Source organism: Paludicola sp. MB14-C6 (assembly GCF_030908625.1).
GTDB lineage: Bacteria > Bacillota > Clostridia > Oscillospirales > Ruminococcaceae > Paludihabitans.
Window position 1 is genome coordinate 1,803,751 of record NZ_CP133133.1, and the last position, 21,139, is coordinate 1,824,889.

The window sequence follows — 21,139 nt, forward strand, 5'->3', positions numbered from 1 at the left end:
ATAATATTGCTCTCCTTTTTCTCTTGCCAAAATCCTGAATGGCGAAATAATTGGTAGCTTCTTGTTCAGGTGTCTGTCAAAAAGCTACCGTGTTGTTATGTTTCTATTGGTGCATCATTTCGTCGCACAATATTGGTATTGCACATGACTTATGCAATTTATTAGGATGGAGTTTATTTGTTATAACCCTCTTTGTTAATTTGACGGCTACGAGCGATTGCCAAACTTGCATCCGGAACATCTTCGGTAATTGTTGAACCGGCAGCGGTATAACCACGTTTTCCAACCTTTACAGGAGCAACTAAATTGGTGTTACAACCAATGAAAGCATCATCTTCAATGGTGCATCTTGCTTTGGTTTTTCCATTGTAGTTTACGGTAACTACACCACAGCCAAAGTTAACGTTCTTACCAACATCGCTGTCACCCACATAAGTAAGGTGAGAAACGTGTGTATTTTCGCCAACCACAGAGTTCTTAATTTCAACGAAATCGCCTAGATGAACGCCCTCTTTAATTGTGCTATTTGGTCTTATGTGGCAGAATGGACCAATTGTTACATTGCTCGCAATAAAAGAATTATAACATTGTGACGCGTTAAAAACAACATTATTCTCGATTTTTGAATTTTGAACTAAACTATTTGGACCAATTGAACATCCTGAGCCAATTTCTGTTGTTCCTTTTAGTATAGTTGACGGAAGAATAACGGTTCCTTTTCCAATTTTAACCTCAGGAGAAATCAGTACGCCGTCTAAGCTTACAAATTCAACACCGTTGTCAAAATGGTTATCAATTACTCTCCGATTTGCAATTGCGTTTAAATTGCAAAGGTCACGGCGAGAGTTTGCCCCCAAAATAACATCTGGGTTATCGGAAATATAAGCATTTACTTTTCTTCCTTTTGCCAAAGAAAGTGCAATTGTATCAGGAAGATAATACTCACCTTGTGAATTAGAATCATCAATATCAAAAAGAACTTCTAATAAGTATTTTACATTAAACCAATAAGCACCTGAATTTACTTCGTTAATTAAAAGCTCATTGTTTGATGCATCTTTTTGTTCTACAATACGCTCAAGACCGTATCGATTACGAACAATACGTCCGTATCCGGTTGGATCATCAAGTCTTGCTGTAATTACAGTGATTGCGTTGTTTTGCTTTTTGTGCATATCATAAGCATTTTGGATTGTTGTTGAATCCATAAATGGGGCATCGCCGCAAAGAACAATAACATCACCATCTATATTTTTCTCTAAGAAATTTTTTGCCATCATTACAGCGTGACCTGTACCTTTTTGCTCTTTTTGAATAGCGGTGCTGATATTATCTTCTAAAATATTTTCAACAAGTTCACTTTTATAGCCTGTTACTGCACAAATGTTGTTAATATCGGCATTGTGGCAAGCATCAATAACCCAATTAATCATAGGCTTAAATAATACTTCACATAATACTTTAGGTAAATCCGACTTCATGCGTGTACCTTTACCGGCAGCTAAAATAATAGCAGATTTATTAGACATGAAAAGACTCCTTTAAAATAGAATAAAATATATTGTTTTAATCAGTATATAAACTTATTTGTATATGGAATAAAACAATTATTTACCTTTATATTATTGCAATTATTACTATGATTTGCAAGACAAAATAAAAAACTTTGTGAATTTTATTAATTTTATAAAAAAGTTTAAAAATTTTTGCTTAAAATATGGCAAAATACCAATAACTCTGTTATAATATATCTAATGCTTATGCGGATAAAAGAAGTATAAGCAAAATTCTTGTGCGGAAAACTTGCAATTTAGTTGCAAGTCTTGTTTTCGTATATCTAAAAATTTGGAGGAGATCAAAAGTGAGCAACAAATTTGTTTATCTTTTCTCTGAGGGAAATGGCTCAATGCGTGAGCTATTAGGCGGCAAAGGTGCAAACCTTGCAGAAATGACCAATCTAGGAATGCCTGTACCTCAAGGCTTTACAGTGACTACTGAAGCATGTACACAATACTACAAAGACGGTGAAGTAATTAACGATGATATTCAAGCTGAAATCATGAGAAATATTACTGAGCTAGAAAAAATTGCTGGCAAAAAATTAGGCGATAAAGAAAACCCATTATTAGTATCTGTTCGTTCCGGCGCTAGAGCTTCTATGCCTGGTATGATGGACACTATCCTAAACTTAGGTCTTAATGATGAAGTTGTTGAAAGCTTCGCTGCAAAAACTGGTAACCCACGTTTTGCATATGACTCATACCGTCGTTTCATTCAAATGTATTCTGACGTTGTAATGGAAGTTGGTAAGAAATATTTTGAAGAGTTAATCGACGAAATGAAAGAGAAAAAAGGCGTTAAACTTGACACTGAGTTAGATGCTGATGATCTAAAAGAACTTGCAAATCAATTCAAAGCTGAATATAAAGCAAAAATCGGTTCTGATTTCCCATCTGATCCGAAAGAGCAACTAATGGGAGCTGTAAAAGCTGTATTTAGAAGCTGGGACAACCCTCGTGCAAATTACTATCGTAGAATGAACGATATCCCTTCTGATTGGGGTACTGCTGTTAACGTTCAAATGATGGTATTTGGTAATATGGGCGAAACTTCCGGTACTGGTGTTGCTTTCTCAAGAAACCCATCAACTGGTGAGAAAAAACTATATGGCGAATATCTAATGAACGCTCAAGGTGAAGACGTTGTTGCTGGTGTTAGAACTCCTTTAACAATTGATCACTTAAAAGAACAAAATCCTGCAGTTTACGAGCAATTCGTAACGATTGTTAATACATTAGAAAATCATTATCATGATATGCAAGATATGGAGTTTACAATCGAAGATGGTAAACTATTCATGCTTCAAACTAGAAATGGTAAACGTACTGCTGCTGCTGCATTACAAATTGCTTGTGATTTAGTTGACGAAGGTCAAATTAACAAAGAACAAGCTGTATTAATGATCGATCCAAAACAATTAGATGCTTTATTACATCCACAATTTGACGTAAAAGCTCTAAAAGCTGCTGCTCCTATTGGCTCTGCTCTTCCTGCATCTCCTGGTGCTGCTTGCGGTAAAGTAGTATTCACTGCAGATGCTGCTGTAGAGTGGGCTGAAAAAGGTAACAAAGTAATTTTAGTTCGTCTTGAAACTTCTCCAGAAGATATCGAAGGTATGCACGTTGCAGAAGGTATTCTAACTGTACGTGGTGGTATGACATCTCACGCTGCTGTTGTTGCACGTGGTATGGGTACTTGCTGTGTATCTGGTTGCGGCGAAATTAAAATTGATGAAGATGCAAAAGTATTCTCACTTGGCGGAAAAACATTCCACGAAGGCGATTATATTTCTCTTGATGGTTCAACTGGTAACATTTACGGTGAAGCAATTCAAACTGTTGCTGCTTCTATTTCCGGTAACTTTGATAGAATTATGAAATGGGCTGATGAATTCAGAACATTACAAGTAAGAACAAATGCTGATACACCTAAAGATGCTGTACAAGCTGCTACTTTCGGTGCAGAAGGTATCGGTCTTTGCCGTACAGAGCATATGTTCTTTGAAGGCGATAGAATTAAAGCTATGCGTGAAATGATCGTTTCTAAAACTGAGGAACAAAGAAGAGCAGCTCTTGCTAAACTTCTTCCAATGCAAAGAGGCGACTTTGAAGGCTTATATGAAGCAATGGGTGGTCACCCAGTTACAATTCGTTTCTTAGACCCACCTCTACACGAATTCTTACCAACTGCTGAAGATGATATTGCTGCATTAAGCAAAGAAATGAACATCTCTGTTGAAGAATTAAAAGCTGTTGTATCTTCTCTACATGAGTTCAACCCAATGATGGGTCACCGTGGTTGTCGTCTAGCTGTTTCTTATCCAGAAATCGCTGAAATGCAAACAACTGCTGTTATTGAAGCTGCAATCAACGTTAAGAAAGCTCATTCAGATTGGAACATCGTTCCTGAAATCATGATTCCACTTGTTGGTGAAATCAAAGAGTTAGCTTATGTTAAATCAATTGTAACTTCTACTGCTGATGCTATTATCGCTAAAGCTGGTTGCGATTTACATTACAAAGTTGGTACAATGATCGAGATTCCTCGTGCTGCTATCACTGCTGATGAAATTGCTACTGAAGCTGAGTTCTTTAGCTTTGGTACAAACGACTTAACTCAAATGACATTCGGCTTCAGCCGTGATGATGCTGGTGCTTTCTTAGGTTCTTACTATGATAAGAAAATCTACGAAAACGATCCATTTGCTCGTTTAGACCAAAAAGGTGTTGGCAAACTAGTTAAGATAGCTTCTGATTTAGGTCGTCAAACTCGCCCTGACATCAAACTTGGTATCTGTGGTGAGCACGGTGGAGATCCAAGCTCTGTTGAATTCTGCCACAAAGCTGGTTTAACTTATGTTTCTTGTTCTCCATTCCGCGTTCCAATCGCAAGATTAGCTGCTGCACAAGCTGCAATTAAATTCTCTAAGTAAGATTTAATAGAATGATTAAAAGGACACTGCATTTGCAGTGTCCTTTTTGGTATGTAACTAGCTTCGTATTATGCTTATTCGCTTTTCATCAATAAACTGGAATCTATTGAACAGCATAGGTAAATACATTCAAATCAACGATTTCTTTTCCGCCCCAGTTTTTCTCCTGAACAGTATTGGGTTCTTTTATAAAACCATTTTTTATCAGTACTTTTGCAGAAAAAACATTTTCGGGCATAACAAATGCTTTCAACTTTTGGATACCTATATCATTACAAAGATAATCAATCATAAGCTTTACCGTATTAGTCGCAATGCCTCTGTGCCAATACAATTCGCTTATTCGATAGCCTATCGTTATTTGGTTCACTCTTTTTTTATAATCAAACATTTCTGCAAGACCAATAAGTTTATCAGGTTCTTCGCACAGATAAATGCCTGCGATAATTAGTTTCTTTTTATCAAAATCTCTCCCACCAAGGTTTCTAATTGCAGCTAGCAAATTACCCCTGCTTTTTTTATATAAAAACGGTGGAATATATTTATATACATTATCATTGCAAGCTATTTCGGATAATGCATCTATGTCATCATCACTCATCTTTCGGATAATGAGTGTTTCATTTTGCAAGCTTGGGAAACATTCAAACAGTTCAGCCATAACAGTCCTCCAATAAATTATGATTTCTCGCTCTGTCGCAAACTATCAATAATCTTCAACAATATTATACTATCAAATAAACTTGTACACAAGCTGCAATTAAATTTGCTAAGTAATTGAAAGAATATTTTTCTTTCCAGTTTTAAGCTAAAATATAACAAGCACATTTACGAGTAACTGTTAATGTGCTTGTTTTTTTGGCAAAATTAATATGCAATATGAAGCATATCGCTTTGTCGTGTGCTGTTTTTATAAGAGAAGAAATGCGTAATTATACGTTACCGAATCTATCAACTACTTTTACTTTATAAAACCCAGCTACACCGCTTTCATCACGATAACTTTCAACGATAGTCGAAGCTATTTGATTATCATAGGATGGAACGAAGTTTTGGCTATCCCCTTTATATATACGATAATAGCAGAAATACGGGTCAGTTGATTTACTCCAACGAATCATACCATTATCCTCGCTTACATCTTCAACCGTACATGGAGTACGATTGATATAATCAGTTGTAAGTAAAGTGACAGAGTTTGCAGGAACTTGAATGCAAGCTGTGTCTTCGGTCACAGAAATCAATTCCGTATAGGACTGCATATCCCCAAATTTATTTCGAGGTACATTTGCGGAATCGTAGACATATTTTCTCATTGGTTGATTGGTAGAGAGCGCTTTCAGTGAAACAGTAATATCGGTTGATTCTTCATGTCGATTTACAATAGCAATGGAAAAGCTGCCATCGTCGTTGCTAACGCCACCACAGCGCAAGTAATAGTCTTCTGTTTCAATGGTTAGAGGTTTTGAGTCTTTGTTAAAATATTTCGCAATTAGTCCATAACAATATAGCCAGTCACGAGGTGAATAATCATCACCATCCCATTTGGTGAGTCCCCATTTGTTATAGCGGAAATCCGTACCCTTAGGATTTGGATAGTCAGTAAAAGTCCAAAGCGCACAAGCATAAACACCGGCGTTAATAGCGGCTAAAGCCATTTCCGTAATCATTAACGCTGAATATGCCTCTTGTCCGTCATAAAAGTATTTACATACATCCATCTTAACACCATTTACATTATTCATATCTTGGGCTAATCCAAACTCACCAAGAATAAAACGACGTTCATATGGTAATAGCTTTTTAACGGTTTTCTTTACATTTTTATAGAACACCTTGTAAAAATCAAGGTCTTGTGGTTCAAAATCATTTACATAATGATGCCCACCAAATATTTCGGAAATAGGTACCATACCGTTTGAAATTGCCCAGTCAATGGATTCCCAACGTTCATATGGAGACGCATCTGTTGCAAGCAATTTAACAGGGAGGTTTCTGCGTTTGAATTCTCTATATAGATATGTATGATAATCTTTAAATACAGGTAATTCAAAGAAGATATTACCCCAGTCCTCAATACTTAATTCATTTGACATACAATAAAATTCAATATTTTTAATTCCTTTTTCATTGATTAAGTAATCTAGTTTATCGGCAACATTCCGAGCGTATTCTTCTTTTTCTTGTTGGGTTTGATGACGTGTTGTATGACCTGTTAAATAAATTGAGGTATTTGCAGGAATGTGGGTTTTTTCGCAGTATTCTGCGAAATCATCCATTTCTTCTTTCGTCCAATTTGGAGCGCCACCCCACATTCTAGTAAATCCGGGTGATAGCTCACGATAGATTTTACCCACTACTTCATTGAATTGGCGGTCACTCATTTTACGATATAACCCAGCTTCACTGTTGTGAAATCCTGCTCCGCAAAAGCGCGCCATGATTGGTTCTTTTCTAGCTGTTATTTTGCTTTTCATCTCATATTCCCTCCGTTAATAAATTATATTTGTATTTATATTACGCCGCAAGGCGTAGATATCAATTACACAACGAATAAGTAATTACAAAAGTCATTTTTTATTTGCGTTTATTATATTCCTTAGTTTACTAAAACACAAGTAGAAGATATGCTTTGAAATTTGTATGATATGATGAAAAGCTATTATGGTTTTGGTCGGTAGGAAAAGAAAATTCCCTAGCTCTATTTCAAAGCTAGGGAATTCAATTTATTTCGTAGGTAAGAACGATGTAATAAAGATTACAAGTATAATTGCAGGAGCAATATACTTCATAATAATGCTGAATAGTTTTTTCCATCTAAAACGAATGGATCCATCATTTGAAATTTCTTCTGAGGCATTATCAATACCCCAAATGTACCCAACAAATATACACATAAAGAAACCGCCAAGAGGCATTAACAATTTATCTGATACAAAACTCATAAGGTCGAAGATAGTGTTTCCAAAGAATTTAACATCAGCTAGTGGGCCAAATGATAGTGCAGCAAATATACCGATAATTGTCATAATTGATGCAATGATGATAGAAGCAGTCGCACGTTTCATTTTTAAGTTATCGATACAGTAAGATGTTACAACTTCCAATAGTGAAACAGAAGAGGTAATCGCTGCAAAGAAAACAAGCACAAAGAACAGTACACCGAAAATTACGCCAAAAGGCATTGATTCAAATACTTTAGGTAGTGTTTCAAATAATAATCCAGGACCGGCAGTTGGTTTGAATCCAAAAGCAAAAACGGCTGGTAAGATTGCAAATCCGGCAAGAACAGCAACAAGGGTATCTAGAGTAGGGATGATAAATGCACTTTTTTGAAGATTTACTTCTTTGTTTAAGTAACTACCATATGTGATGATAGCACCCATACCCAAACTCAAGCTGAAAAATACTTGTCCCATAGCTGCTAATAGAACTTTAGAAATCTCAGATATTGAATCAATATGAGAAAAGTTTGGAATAACGAAGTATTTAACGCCCTCCATTGCACCTGGAAGTGTAACAGAACGAATTGCAATAATGATAATAAATATGAATAGAAGAGGAAGCATTATTTTGCTTGCTCGTTCAATTCCCTTTGCAACGCCACCAATTACAATAATACAAGTAAGTGCCATGAAAACGATATGCCAGATTACCGGCTCTACAGGTGATTGAATAAAGTTTTTAAAGTAAGCGGAGGCATCAGTAACGTGTGTATTGGTTACATACGTAGTGATATATTTTAGCACCCATCCGCCGATTACACTGTAGTAGGATAGAATAATGAATGCACATACAACGCCAATAACGCCAATAAAAGTAAATTTTTTATTTAACTTGTGATAGGCACCAATAGGATTTAGTTTTGTTTTTCTGCCAATTGCCATTTCACCAAGCATAATTGGAACACCTAAAACCAAAACAAAGAATAAGTAAATTAATACAAAGATTGCACCGCCACCTTCTCCGGCGATATAAGGAAATTTCCATAGGTTGCCTAAACCTACAGCAGAACCTGTTGCGGCAAGGATAAATCCTAGAGAGGAAGTGAACCCGCCACGTTTTTTTGCTTCATTTTTCATAATATTCCTCCTTAACAGTTTTTTACGTCAGCACTTTAAAGCGAAATCCTATTAACTTAGTATTATTTAGTATAATCGAAAAACGAGTGAAACACAATAAAAAAATTTGCTGTACCCCCAAAAACGGCATACAGCATAATTTTTTAACAAAGGATAATATTATTTTTAGTCATAAAAGCGAAATAAATTCATAACAATTAGAAATATTTCTGTAATAATCATTTTATTTACAAATAACACTTTCAACCATTTGTGCAAACAATGTATTCGCCCAAGCAAACCATTCTCTTGTGAAATTATGAGGATTATTTACATCAAATCCTTCGTGCATAAAGTTTGTTCCTGCATGAGTGGTAGCAATCATATTCAGACAATCTGCAATTTCATCCGGATTGGTGCTGGTTAATATCTGCATGGTTAATGAAATGTGCCAAATATAATTGTTTGGTGTATGTGGGCTACCGATTCCTTTAGCGGCAGTACCTTCATAATAGTAAGGGTTATCCTTGGATAGAATGAATTTTCTTGTGTTTTGGTAAATTGGATTGCTAGCATTGGTATATCCTAAATAAGGTATTGCTAGTAAGCTAGGAGAGTTAGCATCGTCCATTAAGTTATGGTTACCAAATCCATCTGTTTCATATGCAAAGATTTTTCCGTATTTGTAATGGTCTACAATACCATAAGTTTGAATACCATTGTCGATTTCAGAAGCTAAAGTAGTGCAAGTATCTGCTAATACTTGATCAGAATAACCGATAGTGCACAATTCAGCTGCGTATTTTAATGCAACAACCGCCATCATATTAGAAGGAATTAAATATCCAAATGTACAAGCATCATCTGAAGGACGGAATCCAGACCATGTCATACCTGTATAATTTACAGGACGACCTTTTCCATTGTTCACTAAAGTATCTGTTTCAACGCAATCAACACGAGTAAAGAAATATGGAGAGGATTCGTGATGCTGTTCTGTTTTAAAGGTAGCAACAATGGTTGCAATCATTTTCTTGAATTCGGATGTAAAAATAGAGGAATCCTTTGTTGATTGATAATATTCGTGGGACAAATATAAAGCAGCACATAATGAGTCAATTTCATATTTACGTTCCCATACCCATTTGCTTTCAAAATTAGTAGAGTCTTTATAGCCATGTTCATTTACTTTTTCTTTTGCATTAAATGCGTTCGCATAAGGGTCTAAATTGATATAATAAGCATGTTTAGCAATTACACTTTTTAAAATAGCTTTTAAGTCTTCATCTTGACTTGCATATTTAATATATGGTTTTAATTGTGCAGCACTATCACGAAGCCACATTGCAGGGATATCACCTGTAATTACAAAGTAGCTATCATCTTCTAGTTGTTGTACTGTTGTTTCAATAGTGTTTAAAAAGCATTGTTTGATGAGTGGTGCAAGTTTTGGATATTTCGCTTGTACAATTGTTTCGAGCTCATTAGCTCTTTCTAATAAAATTTTAGGTGTATTCATATTCAATATCTCCTCTGATTTTTACTTTTTTACTTGGCTGACTATCTTATTATGTTTCTCACAAATCCAGTTGCATTATACAATGAAATGAACTAAAAATCAATAGAATTGCTTGCTTTCTTGTTTATTTGAAGATTGAAAATGAAAAGAAGTTTGCTTTTGGCAAACTTCTCTTATATCATTTATTTTAGTTTGATTTTTTTAGGATCATAACGATTGATTGATGCATTATTTGCGGTTGGTTTTAATGGCTCTTTCCATTTATCTACTAGCTTTTTAAAATCTTCGCCTTTTACATCAAATAAAATAGATTCACGCATTTTATCAAACTGGCTAGGATCTTTTGTTACATCATAGCGAATTGCTACATAGTAAGCATCTTCATCTGGAATAACGACTGCTTTACCATCTGGTTTTAAATCGTTGAAAACAGCTTTTACAACCTTTTCAGATGGAACTTTTGAATCCTTTTTGATGTATTGCTTTGTATCTTCATCTTTTAGAATTACATCGTCTTTAGCATTTGGATTATGTTTTGATCCAGCTTTATAATGAATAAATGCATCTTGAACTTCATTATAAGATTTACCTTGTTCGTTGATAAGTTTTGCATATTCATCAGCTTTTGCTTTTAACGTTTTATTGTTTGTTTTTTGTTCATCTGTTAGTTTATCGCCGGTTTCTAAAGGAATTTTAAGCATATTTACACTTGCAAAGTTTTCTTTAAAATGGATTAACAAGTTTGCATTGGATACTTCTTCGATTCCACCCTTGCCATAATATTTTTCAAATATTACAGATTCTTTTTGTTGGTTGATAGAAACCAAGTTCATTGTTTCTTTGCTAACGCCATTTGGTTCATAGTATTTTCCAACTTGTTCCCATTTGTCATCAGTACTTTTCTTAATCATTTTTTGATCAGATTCTGTTAACTTTAAGCCTAATACTTCAAATTGGTTGTCAATTGCAACGTAACGATCAGCAGTTGCTTTTGCAGAGTCAATAATCCATTGCTTTGCGGGCTTTTTGTCTAAGGTTTGTTTCATTAAGTTTTTGATATCAGATTTAATGTCCTTATGATACATTGCTTGAGAATAAGCATCCATAGTAAATGCTATGTAAAGGCCGGATGGGATTTTTTTACCGTTGTAATCATACGCCCAGGTTGTATCCTGGCAAGCTGTTAAAGAAAGCATGGTACACGCAATGATTAAAACAGCTATCATTTTTTTCATCATTTTCATTAATGTTCCTCCTAGATATGAGTACAAATGAGTTTGTATAGTATAACCCTATGTATCAACATATTTTTTTCATACAACAATTAAATTTATTATACATTCTTTTGTATATATTGTCTAGTAGTTTATGATAAATTTAACAAATGGGTATGAAATTTTACATTAACATTTGTTCTATTTTCACGATAGCATTCATTTAAAATTTACAGTTAAAATAACTTTGTAAAGCAATTAAATAGTAAGGTTATATTATGTAAAATAATAAATCGCCCAACCAAACGATTGGGCGATTAGCAAATTATTGTTTTGCAGTTTTGTTATTTAATTTGAATAACGGTTTACATATTGCAACGCTAAAGATAGCCGCAGAAGCAATTTCTAAAAGAGCGTTAAGGCTTACGATTGCTAAGAAAACTTGTTGTAATGGAAACGCTTTGAAAAATGCCCATAAACAACCCAAAACCATAATGGTGTGAAGCAACGTTCCAATAATTGCAGAAACTGTAATTGCAATATAGCCTTTTTGATCCGCTTTTTTTATAAGCAAAAATAAATATCCTACGATTACGCCTAAAAGAATACGAGGTAAGATACACATTACAATAGAGCCTAATGGGTTTCCGCTAGCAAATGGTGAAAACAACATATCACCAGGATTTCCACTCCAAATTGCACGAATCATACTCATAATTCCAAATGAAAATCCAAGTATTCCGCCATAAGTCGGACCTAATAAAATAGCACCGATGATTACGGGAATATGTAAGATTGTCATTGAGATTGGTGGAATCATGATAAATCCTAAAGGTGTGAATGTTAAAACAGCGATGAGTGCTATCAAAATAGATAGCTGAGTAAGTTTAAGCGTACTCATAGGGCTTTTACGAATGGTTGACATAAAGTATTCCTCCTTGCTAATACTCTTTCATAACGAAAGATGCATTGCAAATAAATTTATATAAACAGATACACTTATTTGTATTATTTTCTAGGTTGGAAAACAAATTCTTAGTACAAATTAGTGTTACTCTGCATATACCATATGGGAAAATTATTATTTTGTTTTAGTATTTTTATAATAAATGTCCAATAACCCGTATAATACAAGGTTTGGATTCGTGTTAATCTTTGATTTACAATGTGGAACAATATTTTCAGCAATGCCACCTGTTACAACGACTGTAGCTTCTTGCCCGATTTCTGCATTCAAACGTTCAATCATGCCATCAATCATACTGGCGGTTCCAAAAACAATACCGGAACGCATGGAATCTATACTATTCGTTCCAATTACAGTATGTGCATTTTCAAACTCAATATGAGGGAGTTGTGCAGTATTTTTTGAAAGTGCATCCAAAGAGATATTTACGCCGGGCATAATAGAAACGCCCAAGAAAAACTTATCTTTGTCTAAAACAGAAAATTTTGTTGCTGTTCCTAAATCCACAATAATACATGGCATTTTATAACGGTTCATTGCAGCAACTGCACTGCAAACCAAGTCAGCACCTAATATTCCAGGGTTATCAATGCGAATATTTAAGCCTGTTTTTGTTCCGGGAGAAACAGTAAAAACTTTGCATCCCAATAAAGAAGAAATTGCCTTTTTTAATGTAGGTAGTAAAGGGGGAACAACACTTGATATAATTGCACCATCAAATTTATCAACAGAATACCCATGAAATTCGATTACACCTTTAAAACTAATTGCATATTCATCCGGCATCTTATATTTGTCTGTGCACAAGCGAGTTACAAAAAGAAGTTTGTCATCTTCAAATCCGCCAAGTACAATGTTTGTGTTTCCGACATCTACTGTAAGCACCATTATAATCATTCCTTTCTCGATCTGGTGTCTTGCGTTTTTGTGGTTTATATTATATTCTTTTTATCGTTATTCGTCAAGTTTAGAAGAATTCAATACTCACTTTCTTACCTGTTTTTTGCAATTCTTTGGCTAAATCCTTAATCAAATTCAGCTTTAATCCAAGAGAAACAGGCATTCCTGGGTTTTGATGTGCTGGGTTTAAGGCTTGACCTACTAGGAAGTGAATCTCTGTACACTCTTCCAGCATAATCCTTGTAAGCCTTGTTGCACCATCCTGTTTGTTTAAAGCAAAATGTTCTAAATTATCTTGTCCACTTTCGGTAAAAAGCTTCATGTATTCTAAGCATTTTCTTAATGTCAAAACACCTTCTGTTACTAAATCAATGCCTGAAATTTTTGCAGTAGGAGGAACGGCTGGGTTTTCGTAATCAATTTGTACATCAAGCTCTTTGCCTGTAATTCGGCTTACAATTTGAGAAGTAGTTCCACCGCAAACAACCTTAAGCCCTTGATTATACATCAGCTTATCAACAACTACTTTGTCTAAATCCGAATTCATTGGAGGTCCGACCATTACGGTAAGAGGCTTAATTGGCTTGATTCGCATTGCACATACGGTAGAATCGTCACCCGGTTTATCCATATAAAGCGTGTTGACACTTGCAAGAAGCTTTCTACATAATGTACGAGGTGTTACCTCACTGTTCATATTTTCTTTAATGTATCCAACAATGTTATCATATTGCCATCCTAAATCCAGCAATCGTCCAACTCCGGCGTGAACTACGCCGTCAGAAAAAGAGACAATCATATCATTTATTTCTGCTTGAAAATAGCTGATGTAGATTGTTTTTCCTTCGATACTTAATTCATCACGTTGAATTGGCGTAACGATATTGTTTTTTAAATAAACCGTTGAAGGGTTATCAAATTCGGCAAGATAAACCATTCCGCTGTTTTCAATTTTAACGATTGTAAACGTGGAATATGCAATGCCACGTTCACTACAAACGGGGAGGGTAGAGGCAATAGTTTCAACGGCTTCTACAAGTGTTGCTCCTTTTGCAAGCATGGTTGCAATGATTTTACTCGTAAGGGTAGATAGAATGTTGGCTTTTACTCCACTTCCTAGCCCATCTGCTAATACTGCTAAAAAGAAATCATCTTGCCGAACAATTTCAACTTTATCACCACAAAGCTCTTCGCCATATTTGAATAGGCTTTCGTGGGCTTCATCAATAAATAATTTCATATTAAGCCTCCGAAATATCTTTGATGGAACGCTTTAAGTTCGTTAGCGCAACCTTGGTTTCAGCAGTTGTTTCACCTAAAAGACTTGCAATTTCTTGAGCAACACGCATTTGTTTCTCAATTACATTTTGAGCGACATCAACTGTGCTAAATCGAAGCTTAGCCAATTCTTCTTTATTCTTTTCTTGCTCGCTAATATCTTTGGCAAAAGCAATAAACATATTGTTCTTTTGAACATAAATTACTGTGATTTCCACTTTGATTTCTTCCGTATACCCATTTGAAATGCATACAATAGGAACTTGTTTTATCTTAGCCTCTTCAAAAGCAGCAAGACCATATAAAGCTGGAATAATTTCTCCAATGATTTCTGCTCGAGTTACACCAAACAACTCTTCTGCTTTTGGGTTTAAATCAGTAACAAGCATCATTTCATCGAATGAAATAATACCATTTGGTGAATTTTCAATCACTAATGATGACATGTTTTCAGCACGTTCACGTAAGAATGGCAAACACATTGTTACATCGGCTTTCTTTTGAAAAACAGCGATTGCTTTTTGACGACAAGTCGGGTATCCACAGCTACCACAATTTAGCTCTTGTTCTACTGTAGTCTTACCGATTTTAGCAAGAATTTCTTTTATTTGTGCTTCTGTTGGCATATCTTTCATTGCTTTGCGATTTGTAAAGACACGAGGATGTGAAAACTCAACTTGCGCAGATTTTGCAGGCATATCATCAATTGGTAATTTATCAGCTTTGAGTTTTGCGGTAGATTGTAAAATGCTTTTTTGATGCATTCTCATAATTGGCCCACCGATGCAGCTGCCGGCGCAAATGTTTGCTTCAATAAATAGACCACTTATTTCTTCCTTTTGCATAGCGGTAAAGAATTCAATGCAGCGATCAATTCCATCAACAGAAATGGGTGTATATTCATAAAAGTCCTTTGGCGGAATGGTTTTAATAATGCCTTCTTGTTTTGGATAGATACGTGAAATTGGTTCAAGAACTCCGACTGTATGCTCATCTCTTTTACAAATTGGTATATGTTCTTCTTGCAGCCATTCGTCAATATCTTGGAAGGTTAATACTTCATTGACTAATCCACCTGAAAGCGGATCTTCAGCTTCGTACATTTTAGAAAGGCAAGGTCCTATAAATACAACCTTGATGTCACCATAGGTTTCTCTCATTAAACGTGCATGAGCCATCATAGGGGAAGATACAGGCGCAAGCATTTTGATTAAAGATGGAAAATGACGCTCGATTAGCATTACAATAGAAGAGCAAGCGGTTGCAATAATGTTTTTCATTTGTCCGTTTTGCATTAACTTTGCATATTCCTTTGAAACACAAGCTGCACCGATAGCCGTTTCTTCAACGCCAGCAAATCCAAGCTGTTTTAGGCTTTGACTAATTTGAGAAAAACTTTGTTGATACCAACCAACATAAGAAGGCGCAAGGCTGACGTAAACAGGCTTTTCGGAAGCCAGTAATTCTTTCACCTTATCTGTGTTTCTTCGAAAGTATTTTGCACCTTTAGGACAAGTTTCCATACAATTTCCGCAAAGAACACATTCAGTATCAATTATTTTCGTTTTAGAATCCTTAAACTCAATTGCTTTTAATGGACATTCCCGAATACATTTATAGCAGTTTTGACAGTTTGACGCATTTAACCGAATAATACTCATATCTTATCCCCCATTCATTTGTGGAAAACACACTGCACACATTATAAATCATAATACAATCCCAAATAGTTGTTTTGAATATCGTTTGCAGGGAACGCATTGTATGTGTTTCGAATGTTATTTATAAAATTTCAATTTAGTTGGTTTGATTATTTTTTAAAGCAATTGCTTTGTTATAGATTTCTTCGTAAAAAATTTTTTCTGCGTTGGAAAATCCAACATTATTGACTGGAGTCCCATCAATTGTTGTTGCAATTCCGTTTAAGCAACAGCCAAGACAAAACGAAGCTTTCAATTTTACAAAGTCTTCTAATTTATTTCGTTGAATCAGTTCTTCGAATGTTTTGATAACTTGATATGATCCTTTCATATGGCAAGAGCTACCCACACAAACTTTAACCTCTATCATAGTAAAACCCTCCTAAAGAAAAATGACCAATATGTTATTTTTTTAACAATCTAATTTTATCATTTAATAAATCAAATTGCAATAATAATGGACAGAAAAATGCTTCTTTCTGTCCGAATAAAATGTTATCTTGATTGATAAATAAGTAATTCAAATTCAATCGTTGTTGTCAGCTCATTGAGTGACATTAAACGTTCCGTATCTTCCTTTGATGTTTTATAATAATAAGGAGTCATTTGAAATAAATTCATAATATCTTCGTTATTGGATAAATGAATTTGTGATTTCACTTTTTCCTTGTTTAACAGAGTAAACCCGTCTAGTTCATACGGCTTAACCTCATTTTTATAAGGATTTTTGTAAACTGCTTGTTTTAATTCAAATAGGTGATTTTCAGCGGGTATAACCAATATCATAATCCCATTTTTCTTTAATACACGATGAAATTCTTCACCGCAATATGGGGCAAACAGCTCCATCAATATATCGCAATACTCCGTCTCAATAGGCAGATGAAAAACGCTGCCCACAGCAATTTGAACAGTAGATGCATTGATTTGTTTCATCCGCTTTGCAGCGTATTTCAAGGCTTCTTTGGAAATATCGATTCCAAGTATAGAAGGCGTAATGCCATTATTGTGAATTGCTTGATAGATTCCTTGTGTGTAGTAGCCTTCCCCACACCCAACATCTGCAATAGTAGGCTCATTCAGTTGATGTTCTTTTATAATATGGACCAGCTCGTTAGATAGGGTATCTAATAGCGGTTGATAAAACCCTTTGCTTAAGAATTGGTTTCTCGTGTCGACCATCAGTTTGTTGTCACCGGGTGCTTTGGAATTCATTTGATTGGAAGGCAGTAGGTTTACATAGCCGCTTTTGGCAATATCAAAGCAGTGATTATTTTCACAGAGATAACTTTTATTTTCTATTTTTAGCGCTTGCTTGCAAATGGGGCAAGTGAAATATGCCATTGTATCAGTCCTTTTTTATAAAATCATAGCATAGAGTGAAAGACTATTCGAATAAATTGACATCAAAATACATTAATGTTAATATTGTTGTGAAGTAGATGCTGTGTGGTGAGGTGTCGCAATGAAAAGAAAGTTATGTGTGCTCATAGTGAGCTCAATTTTTCTTATGTTACTTTTAATAAGTTGTGAGGAATCGAGAAAAAATAATCAATCAAGTAATTTAACGTTGCAGGAGGGCGTGGCTACACCCTTAAGAATTGGAAAAGGCCCAATGAAGGTTGAATTCGTAAAACGATATACTTTAAAACAAGCAATCCAAGAGGCGGATGTTGTGGCAATTGTTGAAATTACATCTTGGCTTTCAGAAGAAAATTACTCTTATCATACTTATTTCAAAGCAAAAATGATCAACCAACTCATTAACAAAATAGATAACAACTTAGAGGATTTTACCTTGGTTCAACATGGTAGTTCAAAAGCTACACTTGCATCATATCCCTTGTTTCAAAAGGGTGATCAGCTTTTGTTATGCTTAAAGAAAAATAAAGATGGTGTCTTTTATATTGTAGGCGATTTGCATACTTCAATGCAGTATCGAAGTAATGAAAATCAAGAATATCTATTACCATTTGTTGCTCTCATTGATGAATTTTCTGAAAGCCTTGTTGCGTCCCTAAATAGTTATGTACCAGATTTGGGTGTTATTGAGCAACAACTAAACAAAGAGTTGCTTGCATATGCACCAAAGGAATTTTTTCATGGTGGAGATTATAAGCCATTAAATAAAAGACAACCACATTATGCAGATAAACTATTAGAGCAAATACAAAAGCAATATCCATAATATTTTTATTCAGACATCATCTGTTTAGATGGTGCCTTTTTGATTTAAATAATATCCTTAGTAATATTAGCATAAAAGTGAATTGTTTTCAACAATATAACTAGTTGTTAATAGGATTGTACTATATTTGAAAGTATGTTATACTATAGTTTGTGTTGCAAAAAAATCGAAATAAATGAATTTTATTCAGAACATAAAAAACAATAAGATAAATGAGATAAATAATGGAGGATAAAAATGATTACAGTATCAGATGTGAGCCTAAGTTTTGATGGCTCAGATTTATTTAAAGAAGTAAACCTGAAATTTTTACCGGGAAACTGTTATGGTATTATTGGTGCAAATGGAGCAGGTAAATCTACTTTTTTGAAAATTTTAAATGGAGAATTAGAACCGACAAAAGGTGACGTTATTATTCCGCCTAAAGTTAGAATGTCCGTATTGAAACAGGACCATTATGCGTTTGATGAATATACAGTTATGGATACCGTTATTATGGGTAACAAAAGATTGTATGAAATTATGCAGCAAAAAGATGCATTATACGCAAAACCTGACTTTTCTGATGAAGATGGAATTTTAGCTGGTGAGTTGGAAGCAGAATTTGCAGAAATGGACGGATGGGAAGCAGAGTCTGATGCTTCAAAGTTAATTCAAGGCTTAGGCTTAGAAGAATCTATTTTGTATAGCACGATGAGCAGCTTAAATGGTAATGAGAAAGTAAAGGTATTACTAGCACAAGCATTGTTCGGTAATCCTGATATCATCCTATTGGATGAGCCTACAAACCATTTGGATATTGCAGCAATTTCATGGTTGGAAGACTTTATTATGGATTATCATGGAACTGTTATTGTTGTATCTCATGACCGTCACTTTTTAAATACAGTATGTACCCATACCGTTGATATTGACTTTAATCGCATAAAAATGTATGTTGGTAACTATGAGTTTTGGTATGAATCCAGCCAGTTAATTCAACGTATGCAAAAGCAACAAAACAAGAGAAATGAAGAAAAAATTAAAGAGTTGCAAAGCTTTATTGAACGTTTCTCTGCAAATAAATCAAAATCTAAACAAGCAACTTCTAGAAGAAAATTATTAGATAAACTATCAGTGGAAGAAATGCCTGCATCCAGCCGCCGTTATCCGTTTATTGGATTCAACATGGATAGAGAAGCTGGAAAAGATATTTTAACTGTGAATGAGCTTTCTAAAACAATTGATGGTGTTAAGGTGTTAAACAATGTTTCTTTTATTGTTCGTAAGGGCGAGAAAATTGCATTCGTTGGTGAAAATGAAATTGCAATTACAACATTGTTCCGCATTTTAGTAGGCGAATTAGAGCCGGATGAAGGCTCATTTAAATGGGGTATTAGTACTTCTCAAAGCTACTTCCCAAATGATAACAGCGAATACTTTGACGGGAATATGCAATCCATTATTGATTGGTTAAGACAATATTCTCAAGATGAAACAGAAACTTATCTTCGTGGTTTCTTAGGCCGTATGCTTTTCTCAGGTGACGATGTTTACAAACCGGTAAACGTTTTATCTGGTGGTGAAAAAGTAAGATGTATGTTCTCCCGTATGATGTTGTACGGTTCTAATGTACTAATTTTAGATAGACCAACAAACCATTTAGACTTAGAGTCTATTACTGCTGTAAACAACGGTTTAGTGGACTATAAAGGTAATATTTTATTTACTTCTCATGACCATGAGTTTATTCAAACGATTGCCGACCGTATTATTGAGATTACGGAAGACGGCATTGTTGATAGATTCTCAACTTATGACGATTATATTTCAGCAAAATCAGGACAAGTACAAAGCTAATAAAAGCGAGCCATATGGCTCGCTTTTTGCATATTTGATTGATCGGTAATGGTAGTGATACTACTATGAACATATCTTATTATTCAATAGGAGGTTTTGTTATGGACATTTTGGTTTTAGGTGGAACAAGATTTTTCGGCAAACATTTGGTTGAAGCACTAATTGAAAAAGGGCATCAAGTTACAATTGCTACTCGTGGTCTTGCAAAGGATCCTTTCGGGGAGAGGGTTAATCGAATGATTATTGAAAGAACAAATCCCGAAAATTTGAAGCAATCTTTTTTAGGGGCACATTATGATGTGATTTATGATAGCTTGGCATATTGCTCTCAAGACGTCAAATATATTTTAGATGTTGTAAATTGTGATAAATATATTATGACTTCCTCAACCGCTGTGTACAATAAGCATATTGACACCAAAGAAAATGAGTTTGACCCGCTTCAAAAAGAATTAGTATGGTGCACGAGAAATGATTTTCTATATGATGAGTGTAAGCGTCAAGCAGAATGCGCACTACGGCAAAAGTATCCCCAAGTGAGTGCGGTTGCGGTACGCCTTCCGTTTGTGATTGGCAAAGATGATTATACTCAAAGGTTATCTTTTTATATTGAACATATGATGAAAGAAATACCTATGTGTATTGATAATATAGATAATCAAATGTCTTTTGTCCGTTCTGATGAAGCCGGAACATTTCTTGCATTTTTAGCGGATGAAGCGTATTGTGGCGCAATTAACGGTAGTAGTGAGCAGACGATTTCTATTAAAGAAATATCAGATTATGTTAAGGTTAAAACAGGAAAGTCTATTATCTTAACTTCTACAGGCGATAAAGCACCATATAATAGTGAAAATGAGTATAGCATAAATATTGATCAAGCTAAGAGCTTAGGATTTATGTTTACACCATTAAAAGAATGGATATTTGATTTAGTCGATTATTACATTCAACAATTTATCAAGTAGAAGTAAATAAATA

The 21,139-nt window shown here is 34.8% G+C and carries 16 protein-coding genes; 4 read left to right on the forward strand and 12 right to left on the reverse strand.

The window, feature by feature from the left end:
* Positions 1–173: 173 nt before the first annotated feature.
* On the reverse strand, positions 174–1,529 hold the full coding sequence (gene glmU / locus RBG61_RS08705) for a bifunctional UDP-N-acetylglucosamine diphosphorylase/glucosamine-1-phosphate N-acetyltransferase GlmU (RefSeq protein ID WP_307942698.1): 1,356 nt from the start codon (positions 1,527–1,529) through the stop codon (positions 174–176).
* Between the two features lie 332 nt (positions 1,530–1,861).
* Between glmU and ppdK the strand changes: the two genes are divergently transcribed.
* Positions 1,862–4,492: a pyruvate, phosphate dikinase gene (gene ppdK, locus RBG61_RS08710; protein WP_307942699.1), complete on the forward strand. Its 2,631-nt coding sequence runs from the start codon at positions 1,862–1,864 to the stop codon at positions 4,490–4,492.
* 103 nt (positions 4,493–4,595) lie between these two features.
* On the opposite strand, the gene RBG61_RS08715 is transcribed toward ppdK, so the two are convergent.
* From RBG61_RS08715 to RBG61_RS08765, 11 genes are all read right to left on the reverse strand, one after another.
* Positions 4,596–5,153, reverse strand: coding sequence for a GNAT family N-acetyltransferase (locus RBG61_RS08715; RefSeq protein WP_307942700.1), 558 nt, complete (start codon positions 5,151–5,153; stop codon positions 4,596–4,598).
* A 271-nt stretch (positions 5,154–5,424) separates the two neighbouring features.
* Positions 5,425–6,969 carry a hypothetical protein gene (locus RBG61_RS08720; RefSeq protein ID WP_307942701.1) on the reverse strand — a complete coding sequence of 515 codons (1,545 nt, stop codon included), beginning with the start codon at positions 6,967–6,969 and terminating at the stop codon, positions 5,425–5,427.
* A gap of 249 nt (positions 6,970–7,218) precedes the next feature.
* Positions 7,219–8,574, reverse strand: a complete 1,356-nt coding sequence (locus RBG61_RS08725) for a sodium-dependent transporter (protein ID WP_307942702.1) — start codon at positions 8,572–8,574, stop codon at positions 7,219–7,221.
* A 223-nt stretch (positions 8,575–8,797) separates the two neighbouring features.
* Positions 8,798–10,072, reverse strand: coding sequence for a glycoside hydrolase family 125 protein (locus RBG61_RS08730; RefSeq protein WP_307942703.1), 1,275 nt, complete (start codon positions 10,070–10,072; stop codon positions 8,798–8,800).
* A gap of 182 nt (positions 10,073–10,254) precedes the next feature.
* Entirely contained in the window at positions 10,255–11,316 is a 1,062-nt protein-coding gene (locus tag RBG61_RS08735; protein WP_307942704.1) for a hypothetical protein, read from the reverse strand.
* Positions 11,317–11,611: 295 nt separating this feature from the next.
* A complete protein-coding gene (locus tag RBG61_RS08740) occupies positions 11,612–12,211 on the reverse strand; it encodes an ECF transporter S component (protein WP_307942706.1) in 600 nt (199 codons plus the stop codon).
* Positions 12,212–12,367: 156 nt separating this feature from the next.
* Complete coding sequence (locus RBG61_RS08745; protein WP_307942707.1) at positions 12,368–13,141, reverse strand: type III pantothenate kinase; 774 nt, start codon at positions 13,139–13,141, stop codon at positions 12,368–12,370.
* A gap of 79 nt (positions 13,142–13,220) precedes the next feature.
* Entirely contained in the window at positions 13,221–14,393 is a 1,173-nt protein-coding gene (locus tag RBG61_RS08750) for a SpoIIE family protein phosphatase (RefSeq protein ID WP_307942708.1), read from the reverse strand.
* A gap of 1 nt (position 14,394) precedes the next feature.
* The gene (locus RBG61_RS08755) at positions 14,395–16,092 is read right to left on the reverse strand and encodes a [Fe-Fe] hydrogenase large subunit C-terminal domain-containing protein (protein WP_307942710.1); all 1,698 of its coding nucleotides are present in this window, start codon (positions 16,090–16,092) and stop codon (positions 14,395–14,397) included.
* 136 nt (positions 16,093–16,228) lie between these two features.
* On the reverse strand, positions 16,229–16,501 hold the full coding sequence (locus RBG61_RS08760) for a (2Fe-2S) ferredoxin domain-containing protein (protein ID WP_307942713.1): 273 nt from the start codon (positions 16,499–16,501) through the stop codon (positions 16,229–16,231).
* Between the two features lie 125 nt (positions 16,502–16,626).
* Positions 16,627–17,475 carry a putative RNA methyltransferase gene (locus RBG61_RS08765; RefSeq protein ID WP_307942716.1) on the reverse strand — a complete coding sequence of 283 codons (849 nt, stop codon included), beginning with the start codon at positions 17,473–17,475 and terminating at the stop codon, positions 16,627–16,629.
* A 271-nt stretch (positions 17,476–17,746) separates the two neighbouring features.
* Between RBG61_RS08765 and RBG61_RS08770 the strand changes: the two genes are divergently transcribed.
* The 3 genes from RBG61_RS08770 (at position 17,747) to RBG61_RS08780 (ending at position 21,126) form a co-directional block, all read left to right on the forward strand.
* Entirely contained in the window at positions 17,747–18,319 is a 573-nt protein-coding gene (locus RBG61_RS08770; protein WP_307942717.1) for a hypothetical protein, read from the forward strand.
* A gap of 237 nt (positions 18,320–18,556) precedes the next feature.
* Positions 18,557–20,158, forward strand: coding sequence for an ABC-F family ATP-binding cassette domain-containing protein (locus RBG61_RS08775; protein WP_307942720.1), 1,602 nt, complete (start codon positions 18,557–18,559; stop codon positions 20,156–20,158).
* Between the two features lie 101 nt (positions 20,159–20,259).
* Positions 20,260–21,126: an NAD-dependent epimerase/dehydratase family protein gene (locus RBG61_RS08780; protein WP_307942722.1), complete on the forward strand. Its 867-nt coding sequence runs from the start codon at positions 20,260–20,262 to the stop codon at positions 21,124–21,126.
* Positions 21,127–21,139 lie beyond the last annotated feature (13 nt).

What these genes read in the sequence shown, in the direction of transcription:
- glmU (WP_307942698.1), bottom strand. Translation starts at nt 1,529, where the DNA reads ATGTCTAATAAATCTGCTATTATTTTAGCTGCCGGTAAAGGTACACGC.
- RBG61_RS08715 (WP_307942700.1), bottom strand. Translation starts at nt 5,153, where the DNA reads ATGGCTGAACTGTTTGAATGTTTCCCAAGCTTGCAAAATGAAACACTC.
- RBG61_RS08720 (WP_307942701.1), bottom strand. Translation starts at nt 6,969, where the DNA reads ATGAAAAGCAAAATAACAGCTAGAAAAGAACCAATCATGGCGCGCTTT.
- RBG61_RS08725 (WP_307942702.1), bottom strand. Translation starts at nt 8,574, where the DNA reads ATGAAAAATGAAGCAAAAAAACGTGGCGGGTTCACTTCCTCTCTAGGA.
- RBG61_RS08730 (WP_307942703.1), bottom strand. Translation starts at nt 10,072, where the DNA reads ATGAATACACCTAAAATTTTATTAGAAAGAGCTAATGAGCTCGAAACA.
- RBG61_RS08735 (WP_307942704.1), bottom strand. Translation starts at nt 11,316, where the DNA reads ATGAAAATGATGAAAAAAATGATAGCTGTTTTAATCATTGCGTGTACC.
- RBG61_RS08740 (WP_307942706.1), bottom strand. Translation starts at nt 12,211, where the DNA reads ATGTCAACCATTCGTAAAAGCCCTATGAGTACGCTTAAACTTACTCAG.
- RBG61_RS08745 (WP_307942707.1), bottom strand. Translation starts at nt 13,141, where the DNA reads ATGGTGCTTACAGTAGATGTCGGAAACACAAACATTGTACTTGGCGGA.
- RBG61_RS08750 (WP_307942708.1), bottom strand. Translation starts at nt 14,393, where the DNA reads ATGAAATTATTTATTGATGAAGCCCACGAAAGCCTATTCAAATATGGC.
- RBG61_RS08755 (WP_307942710.1), bottom strand. Translation starts at nt 16,092, where the DNA reads ATGAGTATTATTCGGTTAAATGCGTCAAACTGTCAAAACTGCTATAAA.
- RBG61_RS08760 (WP_307942713.1), bottom strand. Translation starts at nt 16,501, where the DNA reads ATGATAGAGGTTAAAGTTTGTGTGGGTAGCTCTTGCCATATGAAAGGA.
- RBG61_RS08765 (WP_307942716.1), bottom strand. Translation starts at nt 17,475, where the DNA reads ATGGCATATTTCACTTGCCCCATTTGCAAGCAAGCGCTAAAAATAGAA.
- RBG61_RS08770 (WP_307942717.1), top strand. Translation starts at nt 17,747, where the DNA reads ATGAAGGTTGAATTCGTAAAACGATATACTTTAAAACAAGCAATCCAA.
- RBG61_RS08775 (WP_307942720.1), top strand. Translation starts at nt 18,557, where the DNA reads ATGATTACAGTATCAGATGTGAGCCTAAGTTTTGATGGCTCAGATTTA.
- RBG61_RS08780 (WP_307942722.1), top strand. Translation starts at nt 20,260, where the DNA reads ATGGACATTTTGGTTTTAGGTGGAACAAGATTTTTCGGCAAACATTTG.